Source organism: Nocardia sp. NPDC004654 (assembly GCF_040609595.1).
GTDB lineage: Bacteria > Actinomycetota > Actinomycetes > Mycobacteriales > Mycobacteriaceae > Nocardia.
On the sequence record NZ_JBEXKI010000002.1, the window covers coordinates 887,647 to 909,979 of the forward strand.

General features: G+C 69.5%; 16 protein-coding genes. 10 read left to right on the plus strand and 6 right to left on the minus strand.

Going from position 1 to position 22,333, the window contains the following annotated elements; all coding sequences use genetic code 11:
• Nucleotide 1: 1 nt before the first annotated feature.
• Both ABZV58_RS09835 and ABZV58_RS09840 read left to right on the plus strand, forming a co-directional pair.
• On the plus strand, nt 2-1,402 hold the full coding sequence (locus ABZV58_RS09835; protein WP_354999729.1) for a cytochrome P450: 1,401 nt from the start codon (nt 2-4) through the stop codon (nt 1,400-1,402).
• Nucleotides 1,399-2,889 (plus strand): NAD(P)/FAD-dependent oxidoreductase, encoded by a 1,491-nt coding sequence (locus ABZV58_RS09840; protein ID WP_354999730.1) that lies wholly within the window; start codon nt 1,399-1,401, stop codon nt 2,887-2,889. The genes ABZV58_RS09835 and ABZV58_RS09840 overlap by 4 nt, the downstream gene beginning before the upstream one ends.
• Nucleotides 2,890-3,206: 317 nt before the next feature.
• Here ABZV58_RS09840 and ABZV58_RS09845 read toward each other — a convergent pair whose 3' ends face one another.
• From ABZV58_RS09845 to ABZV58_RS09855, 3 genes are all read right to left on the minus strand, one after another.
• Entirely contained in the window at nt 3,207-3,806 is a 600-nt protein-coding gene (locus tag ABZV58_RS09845) for a hypothetical protein (RefSeq protein ID WP_354999731.1), read from the minus strand.
• A gap of 203 nt (nt 3,807-4,009) precedes the next feature.
• Nucleotides 4,010-4,777, minus strand: a complete 768-nt coding sequence (mddA, locus tag ABZV58_RS09850; protein WP_354999732.1) for a methanethiol S-methyltransferase — start codon at nt 4,775-4,777, stop codon at nt 4,010-4,012.
• 523 nt (nt 4,778-5,300) lie between these two features.
• Entirely contained in the window at nt 5,301-6,224 is a 924-nt protein-coding gene (locus tag ABZV58_RS09855) for a neutral zinc metallopeptidase (protein ID WP_354999733.1), read from the minus strand.
• A 162-nt stretch (nt 6,225-6,386) separates the two neighbouring features.
• Between ABZV58_RS09855 and aspS the strand changes: the two genes are divergently transcribed.
• On the plus strand, nt 6,387-8,186 hold the full coding sequence (aspS, locus tag ABZV58_RS09860; RefSeq protein WP_354999875.1) for an aspartate--tRNA ligase: 1,800 nt from the start codon (nt 6,387-6,389) through the stop codon (nt 8,184-8,186).
• 317 nt (nt 8,187-8,503) lie between these two features.
• Here aspS and ABZV58_RS09865 read toward each other — a convergent pair whose 3' ends face one another.
• The gene (locus ABZV58_RS09865) at nt 8,504-9,442 is read right to left on the minus strand and encodes a hypothetical protein (RefSeq protein ID WP_354999734.1); all 939 of its coding nucleotides are present in this window, start codon (nt 9,440-9,442) and stop codon (nt 8,504-8,506) included.
• A 347-nt stretch (nt 9,443-9,789) separates the two neighbouring features.
• On the opposite strand from ABZV58_RS09865, the gene ABZV58_RS09870 reads away from it, so the two are divergent.
• Entirely contained in the window at nt 9,790-10,959 is a 1,170-nt protein-coding gene (locus tag ABZV58_RS09870; protein WP_067780207.1) for a kinase, read from the plus strand.
• A gap of 52 nt (nt 10,960-11,011) precedes the next feature.
• Here the strand turns inward: ABZV58_RS09870 and ABZV58_RS09875 are convergent, their stop codons facing one another.
• Nucleotides 11,012-12,679 carry an alkaline phosphatase D family protein gene (locus ABZV58_RS09875; RefSeq protein ID WP_354999735.1) on the minus strand — a complete coding sequence of 556 codons (1,668 nt, stop codon included), beginning with the start codon at nt 12,677-12,679 and terminating at the stop codon, nt 11,012-11,014.
• A 110-nt stretch (nt 12,680-12,789) separates the two neighbouring features.
• Here ABZV58_RS09875 and ABZV58_RS09880 point away from each other — a divergent pair, with 110 nt between their 5' ends.
• From ABZV58_RS09880 to ABZV58_RS09905, 6 genes are all read left to right on the plus strand, one after another.
• Nucleotides 12,790-14,145 carry a replication-associated recombination protein A gene (locus tag ABZV58_RS09880; protein ID WP_354999736.1) on the plus strand — a complete coding sequence of 452 codons (1,356 nt, stop codon included), beginning with the start codon at nt 12,790-12,792 and terminating at the stop codon, nt 14,143-14,145.
• Between the two features lie 109 nt (nt 14,146-14,254).
• Nucleotides 14,255-16,921 carry an alanine--tRNA ligase gene (gene alaS, locus ABZV58_RS09885; RefSeq protein WP_354999737.1) on the plus strand — a complete coding sequence of 889 codons (2,667 nt, stop codon included), beginning with the start codon at nt 14,255-14,257 and terminating at the stop codon, nt 16,919-16,921.
• Nucleotides 16,921-17,493, plus strand: coding sequence for a Holliday junction resolvase RuvX (gene ruvX, locus ABZV58_RS09890; protein ID WP_354999738.1), 573 nt, complete (start codon nt 16,921-16,923; stop codon nt 17,491-17,493). The genes alaS and ruvX overlap by 1 nt, the downstream gene beginning before the upstream one ends.
• Nucleotides 17,490-19,043 carry an endolytic transglycosylase MltG gene (locus ABZV58_RS09895; RefSeq protein ID WP_354999739.1) on the plus strand — a complete coding sequence of 518 codons (1,554 nt, stop codon included), beginning with the start codon at nt 17,490-17,492 and terminating at the stop codon, nt 19,041-19,043. The genes ruvX and ABZV58_RS09895 overlap by 4 nt, the downstream gene beginning before the upstream one ends.
• A complete protein-coding gene (locus ABZV58_RS09900) occupies nt 19,033-19,848 on the plus strand; it encodes a shikimate dehydrogenase (protein WP_354999740.1) in 816 nt (271 codons plus the stop codon). The genes ABZV58_RS09895 and ABZV58_RS09900 overlap by 11 nt, the downstream gene beginning before the upstream one ends.
• Before the next feature lie 98 nt (nt 19,849-19,946).
• Complete coding sequence (locus ABZV58_RS09905) at nt 19,947-20,420, plus strand: B-4DMT family transporter (RefSeq protein ID WP_354999741.1); 474 nt, start codon at nt 19,947-19,949, stop codon at nt 20,418-20,420.
• A gap of 147 nt (nt 20,421-20,567) precedes the next feature.
• Here the strand turns inward: ABZV58_RS09905 and aroB are convergent, their stop codons facing one another.
• Entirely contained in the window at nt 20,568-21,689 is a 1,122-nt protein-coding gene (gene aroB / locus ABZV58_RS09910) for a 3-dehydroquinate synthase (RefSeq protein ID WP_354999742.1), read from the minus strand.
• Nucleotides 21,690-22,333 lie beyond the last annotated feature (644 nt).

Sequence of the window (22,333 nt, forward strand, 5' to 3'; positions counted from 1 at the left end):
CGTGACATCTCTGCTGCGGGGACGCCGCGCGGGCATCGAGTCCACGGTGCCCACCGCGCCCGGCGCGCTGCCGTTCCTTGGGCACTGGCACCGCTTCGGCCGCACACCGCACCGGTTCCTGTCCACACTGTCGGCCCACGGACCGGTGGTCCGTATCGGAATCCCCGGCTACGAAACGTATGTCGTCACCGAACCGGAGCTGATCAGGGAGGCATTCGCCGGTCTGTCGGATCAGGGCTCGATGATCGAGCGCGCCGAACTGTTGCTCGGGAGCGGCGTCACCGTCGTCTCCGGTGCGACACACCGGCGTTCGCGCAGGCTCATCGCACCCGCGTTCGCCAAGGCGCGAATCGCCCAGTACGCCACCGTGATGACGGCGATGGGGCGGGCACGGGCCGACCAGTGGCGCGACGGCGCGACGCTCGCGGCGAACGAGGAGATGCACGACCTCGCGCTGCGCACCGTGGCGGGCGCGCTGTTCTCCGGTGAACTCGGCGAGATCACCGCGCGGCGCGTGCACCGGCTGTTGCCCGAGGTCATGACGCTGCTCGCGCGCCGCGTCACCCGGCCCGCGTGGCTGGACCGGCTGCCCACCCGAGGTAACCGCCGCTTCCTCGCGCTGGTCGAAGAACTGAAGGACGCCACCGCCGACATCATCGCGGCCTACCGCGCCGACCTGGCCGCCGACCCGGCACTCGACCACGGCGACCTGCTCGACACGCTGATCCGGGCCCGCGACGACGACGGCGCGCCGCTGACCGACAAGCACGTGCACGACGAACTGGTGAACTTCCTCGTCGGCGGCACCGAGGCCATCGGCATGACCGCCACGTGGCTGCTCTACGAACTGGCGCGCAATCCGGAGATCGAGCGCGCCCTGCACGCCGAACTCGACGAGGTGCTCGGCGGACGACCCGCCGAACTCGCCGACCTGCCCCGGCTGGATCTGACCAAGCGGCTCGTGCTGGAAACGCTGCGCCGCTACTCGCCCTGGCTCACCGTGCGGCACGTGCCCGCCGACTACGAACTCGGCGGGTACCAGCTGCCCGAGGGGGCGATGCTGTTCGTCTGCCCGATCGCGGTGCACCGCGACCCGCGAGTGCACGCCGACCCCGACCGGTTCGACCCCGACCGCTGGCTGCCCGAGGCGACGGCAGGGATGTCGCGCGGCGCGCACATCCCGTTCGGCATGGGCGCGCGGCAGTGCCCCGGCAACATATTCGCGCTGACCCAGGTGGCATTGCAGATCGCCACCTTGTGCGGGCGCTGGCGGCTGCGGCTGGAGCCCGGATTCACGGCGCGCGAGACCGTCATCGGCGCGCTGGTCCATCCGGAGAGCCTGCCGATGCGGGTCGAAGCCCGTCGCGAGACGAACGGCGCTGGTCAGGAGGGTGGGCGATGAGCGAGGTCACCGAACGTTGTGAAGTCGCCGTGATCGGCTCCGGTTTCAGCGGGCTCGGCGTCGCGATCAATCTGAAGCGTTGCGGTATAGACGATTTCGTGATTCTCGAACGCGCGGAGTCGGTCGGCGGCACGTGGCGCGACAACGTGTATCCGGGATGCGCCGTCGACGTGCCGTCGGTGCTGTACTCGTACTCCTTCTTCCCCGGCGACTGGTCGCGGCTGTTCGCGACCCAACCCGAGCTGCGCGCCTACACCGAATCCGTGGTCGACGCCTTCGATCTACGACCCCACGTGCGGCTGAACAGCGAGGTCGTCGGTGCCGAATTCGACGAGACCGAGCACCGGTGGAGGGTGCGGTTGGCCGACGGGCGCGTGATCAGCGCGCGCGCCGTCGTCATGGGGTACTTCTCGCTGCACGTGCCGTTCGTCCCCGATGTTCCCGGCCGGGAACAGTTCCAGGGCGTTCAGATGCACTCCGGCTCTTGGGATTCCGGGTTCCGGCCGGAAGGGAAGCGGATCGCCGTCGTCGGCTCGGGCGCGAGCGCCGTGCAGATCGTGCCCGCGCTGGCACGCGCCGGTGCGCACGTGGTGTCGTTCCAGCGCAGTCCGGCGTGGGTGCTGCCACGTGGGGATCGTGCGATCGCCGGACCGGTGCGGACGGTGCTGCGGAAGTTCCCGCCCGCGCGACTCGCGTTGCGTGGCATGGTGTTCTCGTTGCTCGAGCTGGTGCACCTGGCGGAGTTCCATCCCCGCTTGCTGCCGGTCTTCGAACAGGTCTGCTTGCGCGCGCTGCGTAACCAGGTGCCCGATCCGCGCACGCGGGAGAAGTTGCGGCCCGACTACCGGTTCGGGTGCAAGCGGCCGATGGTTTCCGACGAGTACTACGCGGCCTTCGCGCGTGACGACGTAGACCTCGTGACGGAGAAGATCGTCGACCTCACTCCGTCCGGCGTGCGCACCGCCGACGGTGTCGTCCACGAGGTGGACGCGATCGTGTGGGCCACCGGCTATCACGTCCAGGACTCGATCCCGCGCTTCCCCGACTTCCGGACGCCCGCCTTCTCGCTGCGAGAAAGCTATGAGCGCAACGGGTTCGCCGCCTATCGCGGCATCGCCTTCGCCGGTCTGCCGAACCTGTTCTGCGTCACCGGTCCCAATACCGCGCTGCCGCACACCTCCCAGTTCCAGGCCATCGAACCCACCACGCGCCTCATCGCGCGCACCATCGCCCACATGCGCGAGCGCGCTGTCACCCGCTACACCCCGACCGACGTCGCTCAACACCGCTTCGTGGCCCACTGTCGCCGCGTTCTCGCCGACCGCGTCTGGACCATCGGTGGCTGCACAAGCTATTTCGTCACGCCCACCGGGACCAACACCCTCACCTGGCCAGGGAGCACCCGCAGCGTTCGCCGCGACCGCCACCACATTCGTCCCGAGGACTGGGACCGCCGCCAGCGGGCCGTCGAATCCAGCACGCCCTGAACCGTTTTCGACCGCGCGGAGCGTAGTCGGGAGGGCGGACTCGATTCTCTCGTGAGCCGTGAGCCGTGAGCCGTGAGCCGTGAGCCGTGAGCCGTGAGCCGTGAGCCGTGAGGCGTCAGCTATCGGCCGTCAGTGGTCAGCTGTCAGCGGTCAGTGATGTGCCGTCAGTGATCTGTCGACAGTGGTCAGAGTTCAGCCAACAGTGGTCAGAGTTCAGCCAACAGTGGTCAGCCGACAGTGGTCGGTGTCAGCTGGCAGTGGTCAGTAGTCGGCGGTCAGCCTTCAGCCGTCGATGATCAGCGGTCGGCGATCAACTGTCAGCGGTCGGCGACGAAAGCGTCGAGCAGGCTGCGGTAGACGTCGGCGAAGCGCTTGCGCGCGTTCTGCTGCTCGGCGGTCAGGCCGTCGGTCGAGTCGGGCCCGTACACGATCAGGTGGAGGTTCTGGCCCGGTGGTTCGGGCATCACGTCGATGATCTGACTGCCGCCGTCGCCCGACGCGGGCATGCCGAGGTCGACCGTCGACAGCGCCGTGAGCTCGGCCAAGGCCGCGTCGATCACCTCGCGCCGGACCGCGCCGTCGACCTGGCGCGGGGGAGTGCTCGGATTCCGTTCGGGCGCGATGGCATCCGGTTGACGGACGGCGCGGCCGTCGGCGTAGACCTCGAGCAGCGGACGCAGATCGATCCGTTCCTGCCAGCCGCCCGGCATCGTCGTCAGGATGAGCAGCGCGACGGCCGACCTGGCGGGCACCGGCGCGGGAACGAGAACGGGCGGATGAGCCGCGGGCACAGGCGGATTCGTTTCCGGTGCGGGCGCGGCGGGGACCTCCGGCGTGGCCGGATCGGCCGCGGCGACGATCGAACCGGTCGCGAACAACATCGCGAGGACAACCAGGATCGACAACGTTCTCCGCATGAACATCCCATTTCGGCAGCGTCGGGTGATCGCCTCAACCGGACGGCGAGGGCGGACTCGCTCCGGCGCAGCGGCTTCGGACGCCGATGAGCGTAGCGCCCATGCGGCATCGATGCGGGCCTATGGTGAGTGCCGACCGGCCGCGACGAGTCGAACCGACGATGCCGCAGGTCGATGCGGTGGTGGCCTGACGCGGTAGTGGTTCAGGCAGGGCGATGCTGGGCGGTCGGCGCAGGGGTGTCGTGGTGCCGCGGCCACGGCAGCAACATCGGCACGCGATGCTGATAGTCGCGATAGCGCTCGCCGAACACCGCCACCAGATCGTGTTCCTCGATTTGCAGGGCGATCAGGATGTAGCCGGTCGTCGCGGCGGCGAAGAACAGGTGACCGGCCGTCATGGTCGGCGTCGCCCAGAACGCGACGAGGAAGCCGAGCATGAGCGGATGCCGGATCACGCGATAGAAGAGGCTGGTGCGAAACGGCAGGTCGCGGTAGGGCTCGCCACGCCAGACGAAATAAACCTGACGCAGCCCGAACAGGTCGAAGTGGTTGATCATGAACGTCGAGAGCAGCACGGTCGCCCAGCCGATCCAGAACAGCGTCCACAACACGACGCGGCCCGCGGTGGCCTCGACATCCCAGACGACGGCGGGCATCGTCCGCCACTGCCAATAGAGCAGGAACAGCGCCAGACTGGCCAGCAGCACGTAGGTACTGCGCTCGATCGAGGCGGGCACCACCCGCGTCCACCGGCGTTTGAACGCCGGACGCGCCATCACGCTGTGCTGGACGGCGAACACGCCGAGCAGGAGCGCGTTGACCACGATGGCCTCACCGATCGAAGCCTGCACTCCCGCGTCGACGCTGCGGGGAACCCAGAAATTGCCGACGAAACCGATCGCGTAGAGGAATGCGGCGAGAAACGCCAGGTAGCTCACGACGCCGTAACCGAATGCGAGATAACGCATCATCAGGTCCTTCGAAGTGGTCCGTTACGCACCGCGTCCGGAAGCACCGAGGGGAGGGTCACCGCTCGGGTCGGTCGGTGGAACGGCGCGATCTCCCGGAGGGAGCGCGACGCGACGGCCGCACGTCGGCGTGCTCCGGAAGCTGTGTGCGGGCGACGCGGCGACGCCTCCGTCCGCGCGTGCGGGGTTCGGGCGCCCGCGAGGCCCGGCGTGTTCCTGGTCGCGTGCGAACCCGCACCGAACTCGGCGGCGTTGCCGAGACGCGACCGGGTGACCGTTCTGGGATGCGCTCGATGCGACCACGCGTTCACCGCGGGCAGGCGATCGTGGAATCGCCGTCCGATCGGATACGGCGCTCGCCTTCGGGCAGGCTCACCGTAGCTGTGGTGCGTGAAGTCGCGCTGCCGGTCGCCGCAGCTGATCACCAGTTCACGGTAGATGGTGGGCGGGCGCGCGGACAACCCGCTCGCGCGGCATTCGCCCTGATCAGCCGGTGCGATCGGCGGGCCCGGTCGTGACGCGCGGCTCAGCGCAGCTCGGGCGGGTTGTCGAGGTCGGGCGCGGAGTAGGTGTCGCAGGCCCGCACCAGACCGGTGCGGTAGCCAGTCAGGAACCACTTCTGCCGCTGTTCGGACGAACCGTGTGTCCACGCCTCCGGATTGACCCGGCCCTGCGCGGAGCGCTGGATACGGTCGTCGCCGACCGCGGAGGCGGCCGAGAGGGCGTCGTTGATGTCGTTGTCGGACAATCTCCGCAGGAACGGCTGAGTGCCGCCGGGCGCGGGCGTCTTGTCCGCGTAGTACGCCCAGATACCCGCGTAGCAGTCGGCCTGCAGTTCGGTGCGCACCGCCGCCGACTCGGGTCCGCGCGGGTCGCGCTGTGCGCGGCCGATGTTGCCGAGCTGGTTCTGGATGTGGTGGCCGACCTCGTGTGCGACGACGTACTCCTGGGCGAGCGGGCCGCCGCTGGAGCCGAAGCGGTCGGTCAGCTCCTGGAAGAAGCGGACGTCGAAGTAGGCGGTCTGGTCGGCGGGGCAGTAGAAGGGGCCGACCTCGCTGGTGGCGTTGCCGCAACCGGTGGCTACCGCGCCGGAGAACAGCACGAGCTCGGGCTCGACATACTGCCTGCCCGTCTGCTTGGGCAGTTCGGCCGCCCAGACGGCGTCCAAGCTCTGCGCGGTGAGCACGACCCGGCAGTCGACGTACTTGTTGGCGTCCGCGCCGGTCTTGCAGTGCTCGGGCGTGCCCGCCGTGCCCGGCTGTGATTGCTGGGTGCTCTCGGCGCCGGTGAACTGGCCGAGGACCGAGCCGGGGTCGCCGCCGAGCAGCAGCGTGATGACCAGCAGGATCAGACCGCCCGCGCCGCCGCCGAGCGCGAGTTTGCCGCCCATGCCCGGTCCGCCGGAAGAGGCTCGGTCCGGGTCGATCTGCAGCCCTTCGTTGAACGTCATGATCGTCCTTAGTGGCGTTTCGTACGGTTGGCGGGCGACCTGCTGGCTACAGCTTGACACGGCCGCGCGGATATCGGTTTCCCCTTGACGAACGTGTCTAACTACGATGGCAACCGCATCCGGCGACACCCCGCCGGTGCCGGAGTCGTCGAAAGGAATCCCGTGCTGCGCACCCACTTGGCTGGTTCGCTGCGAAGCGAGCATGCCGGTCAGACCGTCACCCTCACCGGATGGGTGGCCCGGCGGCGCGACCACGGTGGCGTGATCTTCATCGATCTGCGCGATGCGTCGGGTGTGGCGCAGGTGGTGTTCCGCGAAGGCGAGGCCGCCGAGCAGGCGCACCGGCTGCGCGCCGAGTACTGCGTGCTGATCACCGGCGTCGTCGAGCAGCGCCCGGACGGCAACGAGAACCCCGAGCTGCCGACCGGCCAGATCGAGGTGAACGTGAGCAAGCTGGAGGTGCTCAACGAGAGCGCCCCGCTGCCCTTCCAGCTCGACGAGCAGCCCGGTGACGAGGCGCGCCTCAAGTACCGTTACCTCGACCTGCGCCGCGAAGGACCCGGGCACGCCATCCGGCTGCGCTCGAAGGTCAACGCCGCGGCTCGCGCGGTGCTGGCGCACCACGAGTTCATCGAGGTCGAGACGCCGACGATGACCCGCTCCACCCCCGAGGGCGCCCGCGACTTCCTGGTGCCCGCGCGGCTGCAGCCGGGCAACTTCTACGCGCTGCCGCAGAGCCCGCAGCTGTTCAAGCAGCTGCTCATGGTCGGCGGTATCGAGCGCTACTACCAGATCGCGCGCTGCTACCGCGACGAGGACTTCCGCGCCGACCGTCAGCCCGAGTTCACCCAGCTCGACATCGAGATGAGCTTCGTGCGCCAGGAGGACGTGATCCTGCTGGCCGAGGAGATCCTGGTCGCGCTGTGGAAGCTCATCGGCCACGAGATCCCGACCCCGATCCCGCACATGACCTACGCCGAGGCCATGCGCCGCTTCGGCTCCGACAAGCCGGACCTGCGTTTCGGCGTCGAGATCACCGAGTGCACCGAGTACTTCAAGGACACGCCGTTCCGGGTGTTCCAGGCGCCCTACGTCGGCGCGGTCGTGATGCCGGGTGGCGCGAACCAGCCGCGGCGTCAGCTCGACGCCTGGCAGGAGTGGGCCAAGCAGCGCGGAGCCAAGGGTCTGGCCTACGTGCTGGTGAACGAGGACGGCACGCTCGGCGGCCCGGTCGCCAAGAACCTCAGCGACGCCGAACGCGAAGGGCTGGCCAAGCACGTGGGCGCGGTCCCCGGCGACTGCGTCTTCTTCGCCGCGGGCTCGGCGAAGGCCCAGCGCGCGCTGCTCGGCGCCGCGCGCGGCGAGATCGCGCGCAAGGTCGGACTGATCGATGAGAACGCCTGGTCGTTCGTGTGGATCGTGGACGCGCCGCTGTTCGAGTCCACCGCCGACGCGACCGCGAGTGGCGATGTGGCGCTTGGCCATTCGGCCTGGACCGCGGTGCACCACGCGTTCACCTCGCCGAAGCCGGAGTCGCTGGACACCTTCGACACCGACCCCGACTCGGCGCTCGCCTACGCCTACGACATCGTCTGCAACGGCAACGAGATCGGCGGCGGCTCGATCCGTATCCACCGCCGCGACGTCCAGGAGCGGGTGTTCAAGGTGATGGGCATCAGCCACGACGAGGCGCAGGAGAAGTTCGGCTTCCTGCTCGACGCCTTCGCCTACGGCGCTCCGCCGCACGGCGGCATCGCCTTCGGCTGGGACCGCATCACCGCCCTGCTGGCCGGCCTGGACTCCATCCGCGAGGTCATCGCCTTCCCGAAGACCGGCGGCGGCGTCGACCCGCTGACCGACGCGCCCGCGCCGATCACCGCGCAGCAGCGCAAGGAGGCGGGTCTGGACGTCAAGCCGGAGCAGGAAAAAGTCGAGATCAAGCTCGAGGTCACCGAGCCGTAGGCCGAGCCACGGCCGTCCGACGCGCCGTCCGCACGGAGTCGCCTGTCGCCTCCGAGCGGACGGCGCGTTCGCGTCGAGGGGTTTGCCTGTTCTCGGCGCCCCCAGGTCCCACCAGCCAGGAGCCGCTTCCCGCCGCACCCGGCAAAGACGTGCCGTCGCCGCCTCTCGGTGCTGTGCAGGCCCAAGGGACTCGTTGGCTGCCGCACATGCTCAGTACGCCTCACAGAGTCGCCGGCTTTGTGAGGCGTACGGAAGGTGTGTGGAACGGAAGCTTTACCTTGTGAACCGGCCAGCTGGCGGTGTCGGCTCGGTTCTGGTCAGACCGGGGCGATGCGTCCGCCCGTGAGGGTGCGGTAGGAGTAGGTCACCGCGAGGATCGAGACGGGACCCGCGACGAGGAGTCCGATGCCGCACAGCAGCAGGCCGAGGAAGGTGATCATCGCGACGGACAGGGCGAGCAGAAACACCTTCCAAGCGTTGTTGACCACCAGCGTGGCGCTGGACTTGATCGCGTCGAACGGGCCGAGATCCTGGTCGACGACGAAGTGCAGCGCGAACATGCACAGCACACCGGCGACCAGTCCGGGTAATACGCACAGCGCCAGACCGATCCAGGTGCCGAGGAACGCGAGCAGGGCGGTCAGCAAGACGTTTCCCGCGTTGACGAACTTGAAGTACGAACCGAAAACAGGTTTGGCGCCGTCGGTTTCGTACAGCGCTCCGCGCACCATCGCGGCCTGCAACAACCACAGCGCCGCCATCACCGCGAGGAAGAGCAACATCAGCGGCAGCAGCGAGTTCGGTTCGAATGTCTGGACCATCAACACGAATATCAAATAGATGACGACACCCAGCGCCGTAATTCCTAGCCATGGAGCGGGATTCGTTCGGAACTTTTCCAGCCCATAACTGATCGCGTGGCCGACGTCGAGGCCGGTCGGCGTTCCTACCTGATAACCGTAGATCGGTTGTCCCGGTACCGCTCCCGCGGGCGTCGCGCCGGGCGGCATCGTACCCGGTTGCTGCGCCGCGTATTCCTGTTGCGCGCCGTATTCGTGCGGTGCACCGTATTGTTGCTGCGCTCCATAGTGCGGCGACGCTCCGTATTGCGGCGCGTCCGGCGACACGCCCGGCCCAGTGCCCGCGGGCCCGTACGCGGGCTGCGCGGCGACCGCGGGCGGCGGCTCCACCGGCTCGGCGCCGTATTGTGCCGCGCCCGGCCCCTCGAACTGTGGATACCCCGCTCCACCAGGCATTTCGTGGCGTGAGTGCCCCGCGCCGGATGGCGGTTCGTAGGGGGCACCGCTCTCGTGCTGCCCGGGCTGAGCCGCGAACCGCTCGCTTCCACCGCCCTGCTGGGGTGTGCCGCCTGTGGGATCCTTCGGTGCGGAGGACGGTGTGTCGGTCAATGTCGGAGACCTTTCGACGCAACTGGTTTGCGATGTGGCGCACAGCAGTTCACGATGAGAAAACCGGATGCGTGCAATGGTGTCAAGCGAGCACGGCTTTCGTCCGCGCCCGCGACACGAGACACGCCGAGCGAAGCGGAAAGGTTGCGTAACCGCTCGCTAGAAGTGACCCCATGCGAGTAGCTTGAGAGGCGATGACCGCACTATTGGCCGAACGCGCCGCCGAAGTCGTGTCCGCAGCACAACAGTTGCTCACAAAGCGAATGGGTGCTCCGGTGAAGCTGAGCGATCCGATGGAACTCAGCGGTAGTGGTAGGACGACAGTCCTACGTGTGCGTGTTGCCGAGAACTCGTTCTCGCTACCCCGGACGCTGATCGTCAAGCAGGTGCGCGGAGCCGCTCAGGACCGCCGCACCGGAGGCTTGGCCCCCGGCGTCGCGAGCATCGATTCGGCGTTCCTCCGGGAAGCCGTCTCCTACCAGTTCACCACCGCGCTCAGCCGCGAGCAGCGGCCCGGCGCGTACCTGATCGCGCACAGCCTGCCCGACCGCCTGCTCATCCTGTCCGATCTCGGCGAGAACGCCAGGATGACCGCGGTGCTGCAGTCCGGCGCCGAGCCCGCCACCCGCAACGCGCTGATGGCCTTCGCGCAGGCGCTGGGCCGGATGCACGCGGCGACCGTCGGGCGCGAGGCCGATTTCGTCGCGCTGCTGCGCCGCGTCGAGGTGGTGCACCGGGTCGACGGCATCGCCCAGCAGGCCGAGTCCGCGATCTCCGAAGTGCCCGGGATGCTGCAACGCGAGCTGGGCATCGAGGTGCCCGGTGAGATCGCCGAGCGCATCGTGCGCGGCAACCGGCTGTTCTCGGCCGGGCGGTTCCGCGCGTTCAGCCCGTCGGACCTGTGCCCGGACAACGTCATCCTCAACCAGGAGGGCGCCAGGTTCCTGGACTACGAGTGGGGCGGCTTCCGCGATGCGACCCTGGACATCGCCTACGCGCTGGTCTCCTTCCCCGGCTGCCTGTGCGATTTCGAGCTGTCCAGGGATCGCGCCAGGCAGATGGTGGAGGCGTGGCGTTCCGAGGTCGTCGGGGTGTTCCCGGCGCTCGCCGACGACGAGGTGCTCGCCGAACGCATCCTGGAGGCGCGCCTCATCTGGGTGTGGCTCACCACCTACTGGTTCCTGCCCGCCGACCACACCCGCATCGCGGCCGCCCGCGAGCACGGCCTGTCGGTACCGCGCTCGGCGGCGCTGATCAACCGCTGGGCCGCGCTCGCCGAGGACGCGCGCTGCACCGGCGACGACGTGATCGGCGACTTCGCCGACGAGGTGTCGGCGATGCTGGAAGAGCGCTGGTCGGAGTAGTCGCCGGGCGAGCTCAGCGCTCGGAGCGCTCAGCGAACCGCCAGTGCGGCGATCACAGGATGGGCGTCGGACGCGGCTCGATCCGGCCGCCGCTCGGTACGGCGAAGCTCGCCCCGTGCCGCACGGCGGTCGCAGGATCGGTGACGTCCGCCAGATAGAACCAGTCCATCTGGGTCTGCTCGGCAGTGACGTCGAGAACCCCGTACCCGTGCGACTCCAGCTCGACGTAGCGCATGTGGTGGTTGAAACTCTTGAACGATTCCTCGATCGGAACCGCCACGGTGCGTGGGGGCGCCTCCAGCATCTCGCCGATGCTCGTCGAGGTGACCGACGGGACGACGAATTCCGCGCCCGCCGTCGGTCCGCCGGGATAGTTCGCGGCATTGACCGGCAGGTCCGAAGCCCAGGAGGAGTGGATGTCGCCGGTCAAGAAGACGACGTCGCCGACCTGATGTTCGGTGATCGCGCCGAACAGACGCTGCCGGTCGGCGGTGTAGCCGTCCCACTGATCGGCGTTGGCGGGCACGCCGGACTGCGGCACGCCGAGCGCGGAGGTGATGGCCGCGGTGGTCGCGGGCTCCAGTGGCGGGAAGACCAGCGGCGCGATCATCACCGAGTTGCCGACCAGCTTCCAGCGCACCGGCGCCGAGACCAAACCCGCGGTGAGCCAATCCATTTGGGCCTTGCCGGTGATCGTGCGCGCGGGGTTGTCGACCTCGCGCCAGCCCGCGCCGGGCGACACCTCCTGATCGCGGTAGCTGCGCAGATCGAGCATGGACAGCTCGGCGAGGGTGCCGAAGCGCAGCCTGCGGTAGATCTGCACGTTCGTCCCCGAACCGGTGGCGCGCACCGGCATCCACTCCAGGTAGGCGCGGGCCGACGCGGCGCTGCGGTCCTGCCAGCTGCCGTGTATCGCGGGATCGTGATGGTTGGCGCCGCCGGACCAGGAGTTGTCCGCGGACTCGTGGTCGTCCCAGGTGCAGATGAACGGCAGCAGCGCGTGCAGCGCGGACAGGTCCGGATCGGTCTTGTACTGGCCGTGGCGAATCCGGTAATCGGTCAGTGTGACGATCTCGTTGGCCGGATCGTGCGGCCGCACCGCGCCGTTGCGGCCGCCGTACTTGCCGCGGCCGTATTCGTACAGGTAGTCGCCGAGGTGGATGATCGCGTCCAGATCCGAGCGGTCGGCGAGGTGCCGGTAGGCGGCGAAGTAGCCCGCCTCCCAGTTCGAGCAGGAGACGACGCCGAAGCGCAGCCGGTCCGGTGTCTCCGAGGGAGCGGGCGCGGTGCGGGTGCGACCGGTCGGCGAGGTCTCGCCGAGCGCGGTGAATCGGTACCAGTAGTCGCGACTCGGGGCCAGGCCGGACGCGTCGATCTTGACGGTGTGGTCGGCATCGGCGGTGGCCGTCGCCGTTCCGGAGGCGGCGATCGAGGCGAAGTCCGCGTCGTCGGCGATCTCCCAGCGGACCGAGGCGTCCGCCCCGACGCCCGAGCCGGGCGTGGCGTCGTCGGAGACCGTCACCCGGGTCCACAGGACGATGCCGGTGGGCAGCGGATCACCGGAGGCGACACCGTGCCGGAACACCGGACCGGACGCGCGCGCGAGCGTCGGCACGAGCAGCACGCCCGCGGTGGCCGCCGCCGCGCCACCCTTCAGTAGCGCGCGCCTGCCGAACGGACCGGTCGGGACGGCATCTGAAACGACCACGTTTTCAGCCACGACACAAGATCACAGCCGATGCGCGGCGCACTCGCAAATCGACACGGCGTAAGTCCGGCGGATTGCGGTCTCGACCGGGCGTGTCGGAGCCGAGTTGTACGGTCGAAAGCATGAGCGATGGGCTGTTCGACGTGCCGGGCCAGGCGGCGGAGTCGGATGCGCTGGGCGCAGCGGGCGTGGATTTTCGCGGCCCGGGAGGCGCCGCGCCGCTTGCCGTGCGGATGCGGCCCGCCACCTTGGACGAGGTCGTCGGACAGCAACATCTGCTCGGACCCGGTTCGCCGCTGCGGCGGTTGATCGAAGGCTCCGGCGCAGCGTCGGTGCTGTTGTTCGGTCCGCCCGGTACCGGCAAGACCACGCTGGCCTCGCTCATCTCGCAGGCCACCGGCCGCCGCTTCGAGGCGCTCTCCGCACTCTCGGCCGGGGTCAAGGAGGTGCGGGCGGTCATCGACTTGGCGCGCAGGAGGCTGACGGTCGGCGAGCGCACCGTGCTGTTCATCGATGAGGTGCACCGCTTCTCCAAGACCCAGCAGGACGCGCTGCTCGCCGCGGTCGAGAACCGGATCGTGCTGCTGGTCGGCGCGACAACGGAGAATCCGTCGTTCTCGGTCGTATCGCCGCTGCTGTCGCGCTCGCTGGTGCTGCAACTGCGTTCGCTGACCGACGCCGACATCCGCGTCGTGCTCGAGCGCGCGCTCACCGATCCGCGCGGCTTCGGCGGCGCCTACACCGTCACCGACGAGGCGCTCGACCACATCGTGCGGATCGCCGGCGGCGACGCGCGCCGGGCACTCACCGCACTCGAGGCCTCGGCCGAGTCCTCGCTCGACGGCACTGTCGACCTGGCGCTCGTCGAGGCGAGCGTGGACAAGGCCGCTGTGCGCTACGACCGCGCGGGCGATCAGCACTACGACGTGATCAGCGCCTTCATCAAGTCGATCCGCGGCTCCGACGTCGACGCGGCGCTGCACTACCTGGCGCGCATGATGAGCGCGGGGGAGGACCCGCGCTTCATCGCGCGGCGGCTGGTCATCTCCGCGAGCGAGGACATCGGCATGGCCGACCCGATGGCGTTGCAGACCGCGGTCGCGGCCGCGCACGTCGTCCAGCTGATCGGCATGCCCGAGGCCCAGCTCACCCTGACCCACGCGACCATCCACCTGGCCACCGCCCCGAAATCCGGCGCGGTCCCCGCCGCGCTCGGCGCCGCCATGGCCGACATCTCCGCCGGCAAAGCGGGCGCCGTGCCACCGCACCTGCGCGACGGTCACTACACGGGCGCCGCGCTGCTCGGCCACGCCCAGGGCTACAAGTACCCGCACGACGACCCCGACGGCGTGCTCGCCCAGCAGTACCCGCCGGACGATCTCGTCGGCGCGGACTACTACCGCCCGACCGATCACGGCTATGAACGCGAGGTCGGCCCGCGCGTCGACCGCCTGCGCCGCATCGTGCGCGGAAAGTGAGGGGCGCGATGTGCCCGGTGGCCGCCGCGTTCGCCGGAAGGTCGCCGGGGCTTTCGAAGCGGCCGGTCGATGAAAAACCAGGTGCGCCCCACCGGTAGGCTGGATACCTGTGCAGACCCACGAGATTCGACGGCGTTTCCTGGACCATTTCGTCCGTGCCGGACACACCGAGGTGCCGAGTGCCTCGCTGATCCTGGCCGACCCCAACCTGCTGTTCGTCAACGCAGGCATGGTCCAGTTCAAGCCGTACTTCCTGGGCCAGGAGGCGCCGCCCTACCCGCGGGCGACCAGCGTCCAGAAGTGCGTGCGCACCGGCGACATCGAAGAGGTCGGCGTCACCACCCGGCACAACACGTTCTTCCAGATGGCGGGCAATTTCTCCTTCGGCGATTACTTCAAGGAGGGTGCCATCACCCTCGCCTGGGAGCTGATCAGCAAGTCCCAGGAGGAGGGCGGCTTCGGCTTCGACACCGACCGCATCTGGGTCACCGCCTACGAGGACGACCCGGAGGCCGCCGAGATCTGGCACCGGGTCGCGGGCATCCCGAAGGAGCGGATCCAGTTCCGCGACGGCAAGGACAACTACTGGGACATGGGCGTGCCCGGCCCCGGCGGCCCGTGCTCGGAGATCTACTACGACCGCGGCCCCGCCTACGGCAAGGAGGGCGGCCCCGTCGCCGACGAGGACCGCTACCTCGAGATCTGGAACCTCGTCTTCATGCAGGACGTGCGCGGCGAGCTGAGCCCGAAGCTCGGCCACCCGCCGGTCGGCTCGCTGCCGAAGAAGAACATCGACACCGGTATGGGCGTCGAGCGTGTCGCCATGCTGTTGCAGGGCGTGGAGAACGTCTACGAGACCGACCTGCTGCGCCCGATCATCGACAAGGCCGAGGAGTTGACCGGCCGGTCCTACGGCGTCGAGCACGCCGACGACGTGCGCTTCCGCGTCATCGCCGATCACGCCCGCACCGCCGCCATGCTCATCTCCGACGGCGTCAACCCCGGCAACGACGGCCGCGGCTACGTGCTGCGCCGCCTGCTGCGCCGCATCGTGCGCTCGGCCCGCCTGCTCGGCGCCGAGAAGCCGGTGATGGCCGAGTTCATGAAGGTCGTCAGCGACCTGATGTCGCCGTCCTACCCCGAGCTTGGCACCGACTTCGGCCGCATCGAGACCGTCGCGGTCGGCGAGGAGACGGCGTTCCTCAAGACGCTCAACACCGGCTCGACGCTGTTCGACAACACCGCGGCCGCGGTGAAGGCCAAGGGCGGCAAGAAGATCGCCGGATCGGACGCCTTCACCCTGCACGACACCTACGGCTTCCCGATCGACCTGACCCTGGAGATGGCCGCCGAAGCCGGGCTCTCCGTGGACGAGGAGGGCTTCCGCACGCTCATGGCCGAGCAGCGGCAGCGCGCCAAGGAGGACGCCGCCGCCCGCAAGCACGCGCACGCCGACCTGAGCATCTACAAGGAGCTGGTCGACCGCGGCGCCACCGAGTTCACCGGCTTCGACGAGCTCACTTCCGAGGCGCACGTGCTCGCCCTGATCGCCGACGGCGTCCGGGTGCCCACCGCGACTGCGGGGCACGACGTCGAGGTGATCCTGGATCGCAGCCCGCTGTACGCGGAGTCCGGCGGCCAGATCGCCGACCGCGGCAGCATCACGGCCGCGGGTCTCAAGCTGCGCGTCAACGACGTGCAGAAGATCGCCAAGAAGCTGTGGGTGCACAAGACCACCGTCGAACAGGGCCAGATCACCGAGGGTGACGTGGTGCTCGCCCAGGCCGATCCGGCCTGGCGCAGCGGCGCGACCCAGGGCCACTCCGGCACGCACATGGTGCACGCCGCGCTGCGGCAGGTGCTCGGCCCGAACGCGGTGCAGGCCGGTTCGCTGAACAAGCCCGGCTACCTGCGCTTCGACTTCAATTGGCAGGGCCAGCTGACCGAACAGCAGAAGGCCGACATCGAGGCGGTGTCCAACGACGCCGTCGGCGCCGACTTCCCGGTCAACACCTTCGTCACCGACCTGCCCAAGGCCAAGCAGATGGGCGCGCTCGCGCTGTTCGGCGAGAACTACGGCGACGAGGTGCGCGTCGTCGAGATCGGCGGCCCGTTCTCGATGGAGCTGTGCGGCGGCACGCACGTGCAGCACTCGTCGCAGATCGGCCCGATCACGCTGCTCGGCGAGTCCTCGGTCGGTTCGGGCGTGCGGCGCGTCGAGGCGTTCGTCGGCCTCGATTCCTACAAGTATCTGGCCAAGGAGCGGGCGCTGCTCGCCGGTGTCGCCGCCTCGCTGAAGGTGCCCTCGGACGAGGTGCCCGCCCGCGTCGAGCAGCTGGTGGAACGGCTCAAGATCGCCGAGAAGGAACTCGAGCGCACCAAGATCGCCGCGGTGCTCTCCTCGGCCGGCAAGTTCGTGGACGAGGCCGAGCGCCTCGGCGGTCTGCTGCTGGTCGCCGCGGCCGCGCCGGAGGGCGTCGCCGCGAGCGATCTGCGCACCCTCGCCACCGATATCCGTGGGCGCTTCGGCAGCGAGCCCGCGGTGGTGGTGCTGCTCGGCAACGTCGACGGCAAGGTGCCGTTCGTCGTCGCCGTGAACAAGGCCGCGCAGGAACTCGGCGTGAAGGCGGGCGATCTCGTCGGCAGCTTCGGGCCGAGCATCGCCGGTCGTGGTGGCGGCAAGCCCGAGATGGCGCAGGGCGCCGGTTCCGACCCCTCCGGGATCGCGGCGGGTCTGGCCGCGGTCCGTGCCCGGGTGGCCGAAATCGCCGGGTGATGCCCGACTCCGAGAGTTCGCGTTCGACGGGCCTGCCGCACGCCGCGGACCGGCCCGACCCGGCGGCCGATCCCGGCCGTGGCAGACGCCTCGGCATCGACGTCGGTAGTGTCCGCATCGGCGTCGCCTCCAGCGACCCGGACGGCATACTCGCGACCCCCGTGGAGACCGTGCCGCGCGCGAAGAAGAACGCGCGCGGCGCGGGTACGGCAACCGATATAGCCAGAATTGCCGAAATTGTGCGGGAATACGAAGCCGTTGAGGTTATTGTCGGTCTGCCGCGCACATTGCGCGGGGAAAAGGGAACCGCGGCGGGGCTGGCCATCGCGTTCGCCGAACGTTTGCGAGCAGAGATTGCTCCCGTGCCGATCAGGCTTTCCGACGAACGTTTGACTACGGTGTCAGCTGCACGTGCATTGCGGGACAGTGGAGTTCGCGCGCGTGGCCAGCGGCAGGTGATCGATCAGGCGGCGGCCGTGTCGATCCTGCAAGGATGGTTGGACGAACGGAGTGCGGTGTTGAGGTCGTTCGAGGAAGCGACGCGGGATGTGTCGTCCGGAGACGATGCATGACTGATCGATGGGCGCGGGCCGAGGAACGGTACCGACAGCGCGAGGCTGATCGGCGCTACCGACGGGACGACCGAGCCTGGGACAGAGACGGACGAGATACCGGCGGCCGGTCGGCCGGGCCGCACGACTGGGACGACTACGAGGACGACACCACCGTCATCCCCCGCTACACCGACGACGACGAGCCGCTCTACGACGACGAGCCCCGGTACGAGGATCAGCCGTTGTACGAGGACGACGGCTACGACGACGAGCCGGACTACGACGAGCCGGAACCGCTGGAGCCGCCCGAGCGCGCGCCGCGATCGTCGGCTCGCAAGCTCGCGGCCAAGGGCAAGGAGTCACGGCCGGCGCGCGGTTCGCGCCGCAAGCGTTCCCGGGTGGCCTCCCGCAAAGCGGCCGAGCGCAAGCGCAAGCGCCGCAACATGTGGCTCATCGGCGGCGTGCTCGCGGTGCTGCTGATCGGCGCGGGAGGTTTCGCGGTCAAGAAGCTGGTCGGCGAATTCGAGCCGCCGGAGGATTTCGCGGGCCCCGCCGGGCCGCTGGTCGTCGTGCAGGTGCACCCCGGCGACACCTCGTCGCAGATCGCGGAGACCATGGTCGAGAAGGGCGTCGTCGCGAGCACCGGAGCGTTCTTCGAAGCGGCCGTGCGCAATTCGAACATGAGCTCGGTGCAGCCCGGGTACTACCAGATCCCCAGCCGCAGTCCCGCCGCCGAAGCGGTCGCCGCGCTGCTCGGCAAGAACTCGCGTGTCGGCAACCTGGTCATCTCCGAAGGACGTCAGCTGCACGACCAGCACGACGTCAACACCGGGGCGCGCAAGGAGGGGATCTACACCAAGATCGCCGCCGCCAGCTGCATCGGCACCGGTGCGCAGCAGAAGTGCGTGACCTACGAGGAACTCGACGCCGCGGGCTCCAGCGCCGATCTGGCCGGACTCGGCGTGCCGTCCTGGGCCGAGCAGTCGGTGCGCGAAGCGCCGGACCGCAAGCGGCAGATCGAGGGTCTGATCGCGGCGGGCACCTTGGACTTCGACCCCAGCGGCACCCCGCAGCAGATTTTGCGCCAGCTGATCACCTCGAGCGCAGCGAGCTACGAGTCCACCGGGCTGCTGAGCTCCAGCGGGAAGAACAAGCTCAGCCCCTACGAGACGCTGATCGCGGCGTCCCTGGTGGAGCGGGAAGCGCTGCCGCAGGACATGCCGAAGGTCGCGCGGGTGATCGTGAACCGGCTGGAAGTCGAGCAGCCGCTGCAATTCGACTCGACGGTGAACTACTCGCTGGACCGCACCGAGGTCGCCACCACCGACGAGGACCGGGCCACCCGCACCCCGTGGAACACCTACGCGATGTCCGGCCTGCCCGCCAACCCGATCTCCGCGCCTTCGCTGAACGCGTTGCGCGCCATGGAGAATCCGGAACCGGGCGACTGGCTGTACTTCGTGACGATCGACCAGAAGGGCACCACGCTGTTCACCGAGAGCTACTCCGAACACCTGCGCAATATCGAAAAGGCGCAGCAGAGCGGGATTCTCGACAGTGGACGGTGAATCTGTGCGCAAGGCGGCGGTACTCGGCAAGCCGATCGCGCATTCCCGTTCGCCCCAGCTGCATTTGGCGGCGTATCGTGCGCTCGGCCTCGACTGGACCTACGAGCGCATCGAGTGTGCGGCCGAACAGCTGCCCGGACTCGTGGACGGGCTCGGACCGGAGTGGGTCGGCCTGTCGGTGACCATGCCCGGCAAGGAGGCCGCCTTGGCCTACGCCGACGAGCGCACCGATCGGGCGGTGCTCGTCGGCTCCGCGAACACCTTGGTCCGCACGGCGCAGGGCTGGCGCGCCGACTGCACCGACGTGGACGGCGTGCTCGGCGCGCTGCGCGGCGGCGGCGTGACCGAGATCGCGGAGGGGCTGGTGCTCGGTGCGGGCGGCACGGCGCGGCCGGCCTTGCTCGCGCTCTCCGAACTCGGCGCGAAGTCGGTCACCGTGGTCGCCAGGGACGCCGGACGCGCCCGTAGCGCGCTGGAGCTTGCCGACAGGCTCGGGATGACGGCGAACGTGATCGCCTTCGACAGCGACGCCGTGCGCGGCGCGAGCGCGAGCGCGGGCGCGGTGGTCAGCACGATCCCCGCCGCGGCGGGCGCCTTGGTGGCCGAGGCGGTGGCGGTTGCTCCGGTGGTGCTGGACGCCATCTACAACCCCTGGCCGACCCCCCTGGCCGCGGCCGTCGAACGCGCCGGGCACACCGTGGTGAGCGGGTTGCAGATGTTGCTGAACCAGGCCTACGGGCAGGTGGAGCAGTTCACCGGTCGCCCCGCGCCGCGTGCCGCGATGGCGGCGGCGGTCGACGCCTGACATCTCGACCGACATTCGGTCGGATGATTTCGGCGGCCGGAAATTTCTGACACCGGTTCTAGTTCTGTTCCCCGGGCCTGCGCGTTAAGGTGTTTCCCATGATTGCTTGGGTAGTGCGAGCCGTCCTGCTCGGTGCGCTGGTCGTGGCTCTGCGCACCGTGCTCGGGTTCGCGATGGTGCAGTGGCCGACGCAGGGCTCGTGGATGCGGATGCTGTGCCTGCTCGTGCTGCTGGTCGTCATCGTGGGGTGGGGCGCGCTGGACGGGCGCAGGGACCGCGCGGCGCACCCGGATCCGGAACGCGGCTCGGATTTGACCATCCGGTGGCTGAAGGCGGCCGTGGCCGGCGGGCTCGGCAGCGGCGCGGTTTCCTGGCTGCTGGATTTCCTGCCGCGCTTCGACCTCGGCGACAACGGTCTGCTGTTCGAACTCACGGCGGGCGCGTCGTTCATCATCCTGCTGATCTTCATCCCCGGCCTGATCGGCGTCGGCATCGGCCGGATGCTCGCGGGACGGCGGGCCGACAAGAGCACGCCGTCGCTCACCAACAATCCCGCCGCCGCGGGCGCCTGACCCTCGAACGCGAAACAGCGCCGCCCCTTGAAAGGGTGTGGCGCTGTAGTCGTCTGGGCGCGAATACTTCGCGAGGTTCTTGGCGGTGACGACAGGGAACAGCGCCGCAGCCGAGATTCGTGTTACGGCGCTGTTCCGACGTTTCCGCTACAGCAGGATCGCGCCGCCGCTCGGGCTCTGCTCCCGGGCGATGGCGGAGTACGCCGCGGCCAGCAGGCTGGGATCCGGGCCCTCCAGCCGGCCGGGCTTGGCCAGTCCGTCGAGGACGACGAAGCGCAGTACGCCGGAGCGGGTCTTCTTGTCGGTCTGCATGGTGTCCAGCAGCTGCGGAAGCGCGTCGGCGTCGTAGCTGGTCGGCAGGCCGACGCTGGACAGGATGGCGCGGTGGCGGTCGGCGGTGGCGTCGTCGAGGCGTCCGGCGAGGCGGCCGAGCTCGGCGGCGAAGACCAGGCCGACGGAGACCGCGGCGCCGTGACGCCAGCGGTAGCGCTCCCTGCGCTCGATCGCGTGGCCCAGCGTGTGGCCGTAGTTGAGGATCTCGCGCAGGCTGGATTCCTTGAGGTCGGCGGCGACCACGTCGGCCTTGACCTGGATGGCGCGGGCCACGAGTTCGGGCAGCACGTCGCCGGTGGGATCGAGCGCCGCCTCCGGATCGCGCTCCACCAGGTCCAGGATCACCGGGTCGGCGATGAAACCGGCCTTGATGATCTCGGCCATGCCCGCGACGATCTCATTGCGCGGCACGGTCTCCAGCGTCACCAGATCGACCAGCACCGCGGCCGGCTCGTGGAAGGAGCCGACCAGGTTCTTGCCCGCCTCGGTGTTGATGCCGGTCTTGCCGCCGACCGCGGCGTCCACCATGGCGAGCAGGGTGGTCGGCACGTGCACGACCTGGACGCCGCGCATCCAGGTGGCCGCGACGAAACCGGCCAGGTCGGTGGCGGCGCCGCCGCCGAGGCTGACCACGACGTCGTTGCGGGTCAGGCCGATGCGGCCGAGCACCTCCCAGCAGAAACCGGCGACGGCGAGGTCCTTGCCCGCCTCCGCGTCCGGGATCTCGATGCGGTGCGCGTCCAGGCCGGTCTCGGCCAGCGCCTTGCGCACCGCCTCGGCGGTCTCGGCCAGCGGCGGCTGGTGGAAGATCGCGACCGTGCGCACGCCCTTGGTCGCGCCCGTCACCGACTCGACGAGTTCGCCGAGCAAGCCGCGGCCGATGATCACCGGATACGGGTCGGCGGTGCGTACCTGGATACGACTCGGCTCTGTCACTGCTGCTCCGATTCTGTTCGTGCCGATTGCTCGAGTGCTCGCGCGCGGGCGCGGCGAGCGCGGGCGCGCCGGGCGCGGCCGCTGGAACTGGTCTTCGTCGCCGATTCTGCCGCCGCGGTGTGCGCGGTGGGGTCGGCGGGTGCGTCGGAACCGGCGCGGCGAAGCGCCCGGGAGCGGGCGCTCTGGTTCTCGCCGGTGGCCGAGGCACTCGCGGGTTCCGCGTTCTTCGGTGCCGGAGTCGTCGAATCGGCTTGACCCACAACGGAAACGGCGGATGCTTGCGAGCCGGCAGGGTTCGGTGCGCCCGCGGGGCGGCACGCCCTTGGGCGACGGGCGCGTCCCGAGGTGGGCGTCGTGCCGGTGTCCTCGGGTCGCGCGCCGGAGGCGATGAGCCGGGGGAGCCAGGACCTGGGCTCCGCACGTGGCGCTGTGGACTCGGTGCGATTCGGTTCGCCGGAGGACGTTCGGGCCGCCGGGCGCCTGCGGCGAGGACGACGTCGCCTGCCGGAAGCCGTGCTCTCGGCTGTGCTTCCCGCGCGCGAGGCGTCGGACTGTGCGCCGGATGCCCGCTCGGCGGCGGCTCCCTCGCCTCGGGCGGCACCGACTTCGGCCGCACCGCGGTCTTCGCGCACGCCGACGTCCGG

Coding starts and splice junctions, on each gene's coding strand:
- ABZV58_RS09870 (WP_067780207.1), top strand. CDS start 9,790: ATGACCGCACTATTGGCCGAACGCGCCGCCGAAGTCGTGTCCGCAGCA.
- ABZV58_RS09895 (WP_354999739.1), top strand. CDS start 17,490: ATGACTGATCGATGGGCGCGGGCCGAGGAACGGTACCGACAGCGCGAG.
- ABZV58_RS09865 (WP_354999734.1), bottom strand. CDS start 9,442: ATGCCTGGTGGAGCGGGGTATCCACAGTTCGAGGGGCCGGGCGCGGCA.
- mddA (WP_354999732.1), bottom strand. CDS start 4,777: ATGATGCGTTATCTCGCATTCGGTTACGGCGTCGTGAGCTACCTGGCG.
- ABZV58_RS09840 (WP_354999730.1), top strand. CDS start 1,399: ATGAGCGAGGTCACCGAACGTTGTGAAGTCGCCGTGATCGGCTCCGGT.
- ABZV58_RS09880 (WP_354999736.1), top strand. CDS start 12,790: ATGAGCGATGGGCTGTTCGACGTGCCGGGCCAGGCGGCGGAGTCGGAT.
- ABZV58_RS09855 (WP_354999733.1), bottom strand. CDS start 6,224: ATGACGTTCAACGAAGGGCTGCAGATCGACCCGGACCGAGCCTCTTCC.
- ruvX (WP_354999738.1), top strand. CDS start 16,921: ATGCCCGACTCCGAGAGTTCGCGTTCGACGGGCCTGCCGCACGCCGCG.
- ABZV58_RS09845 (WP_354999731.1), bottom strand. CDS start 3,806: ATGCGGAGAACGTTGTCGATCCTGGTTGTCCTCGCGATGTTGTTCGCG.
- ABZV58_RS09905 (WP_354999741.1), top strand. CDS start 19,947: ATGATTGCTTGGGTAGTGCGAGCCGTCCTGCTCGGTGCGCTGGTCGTG.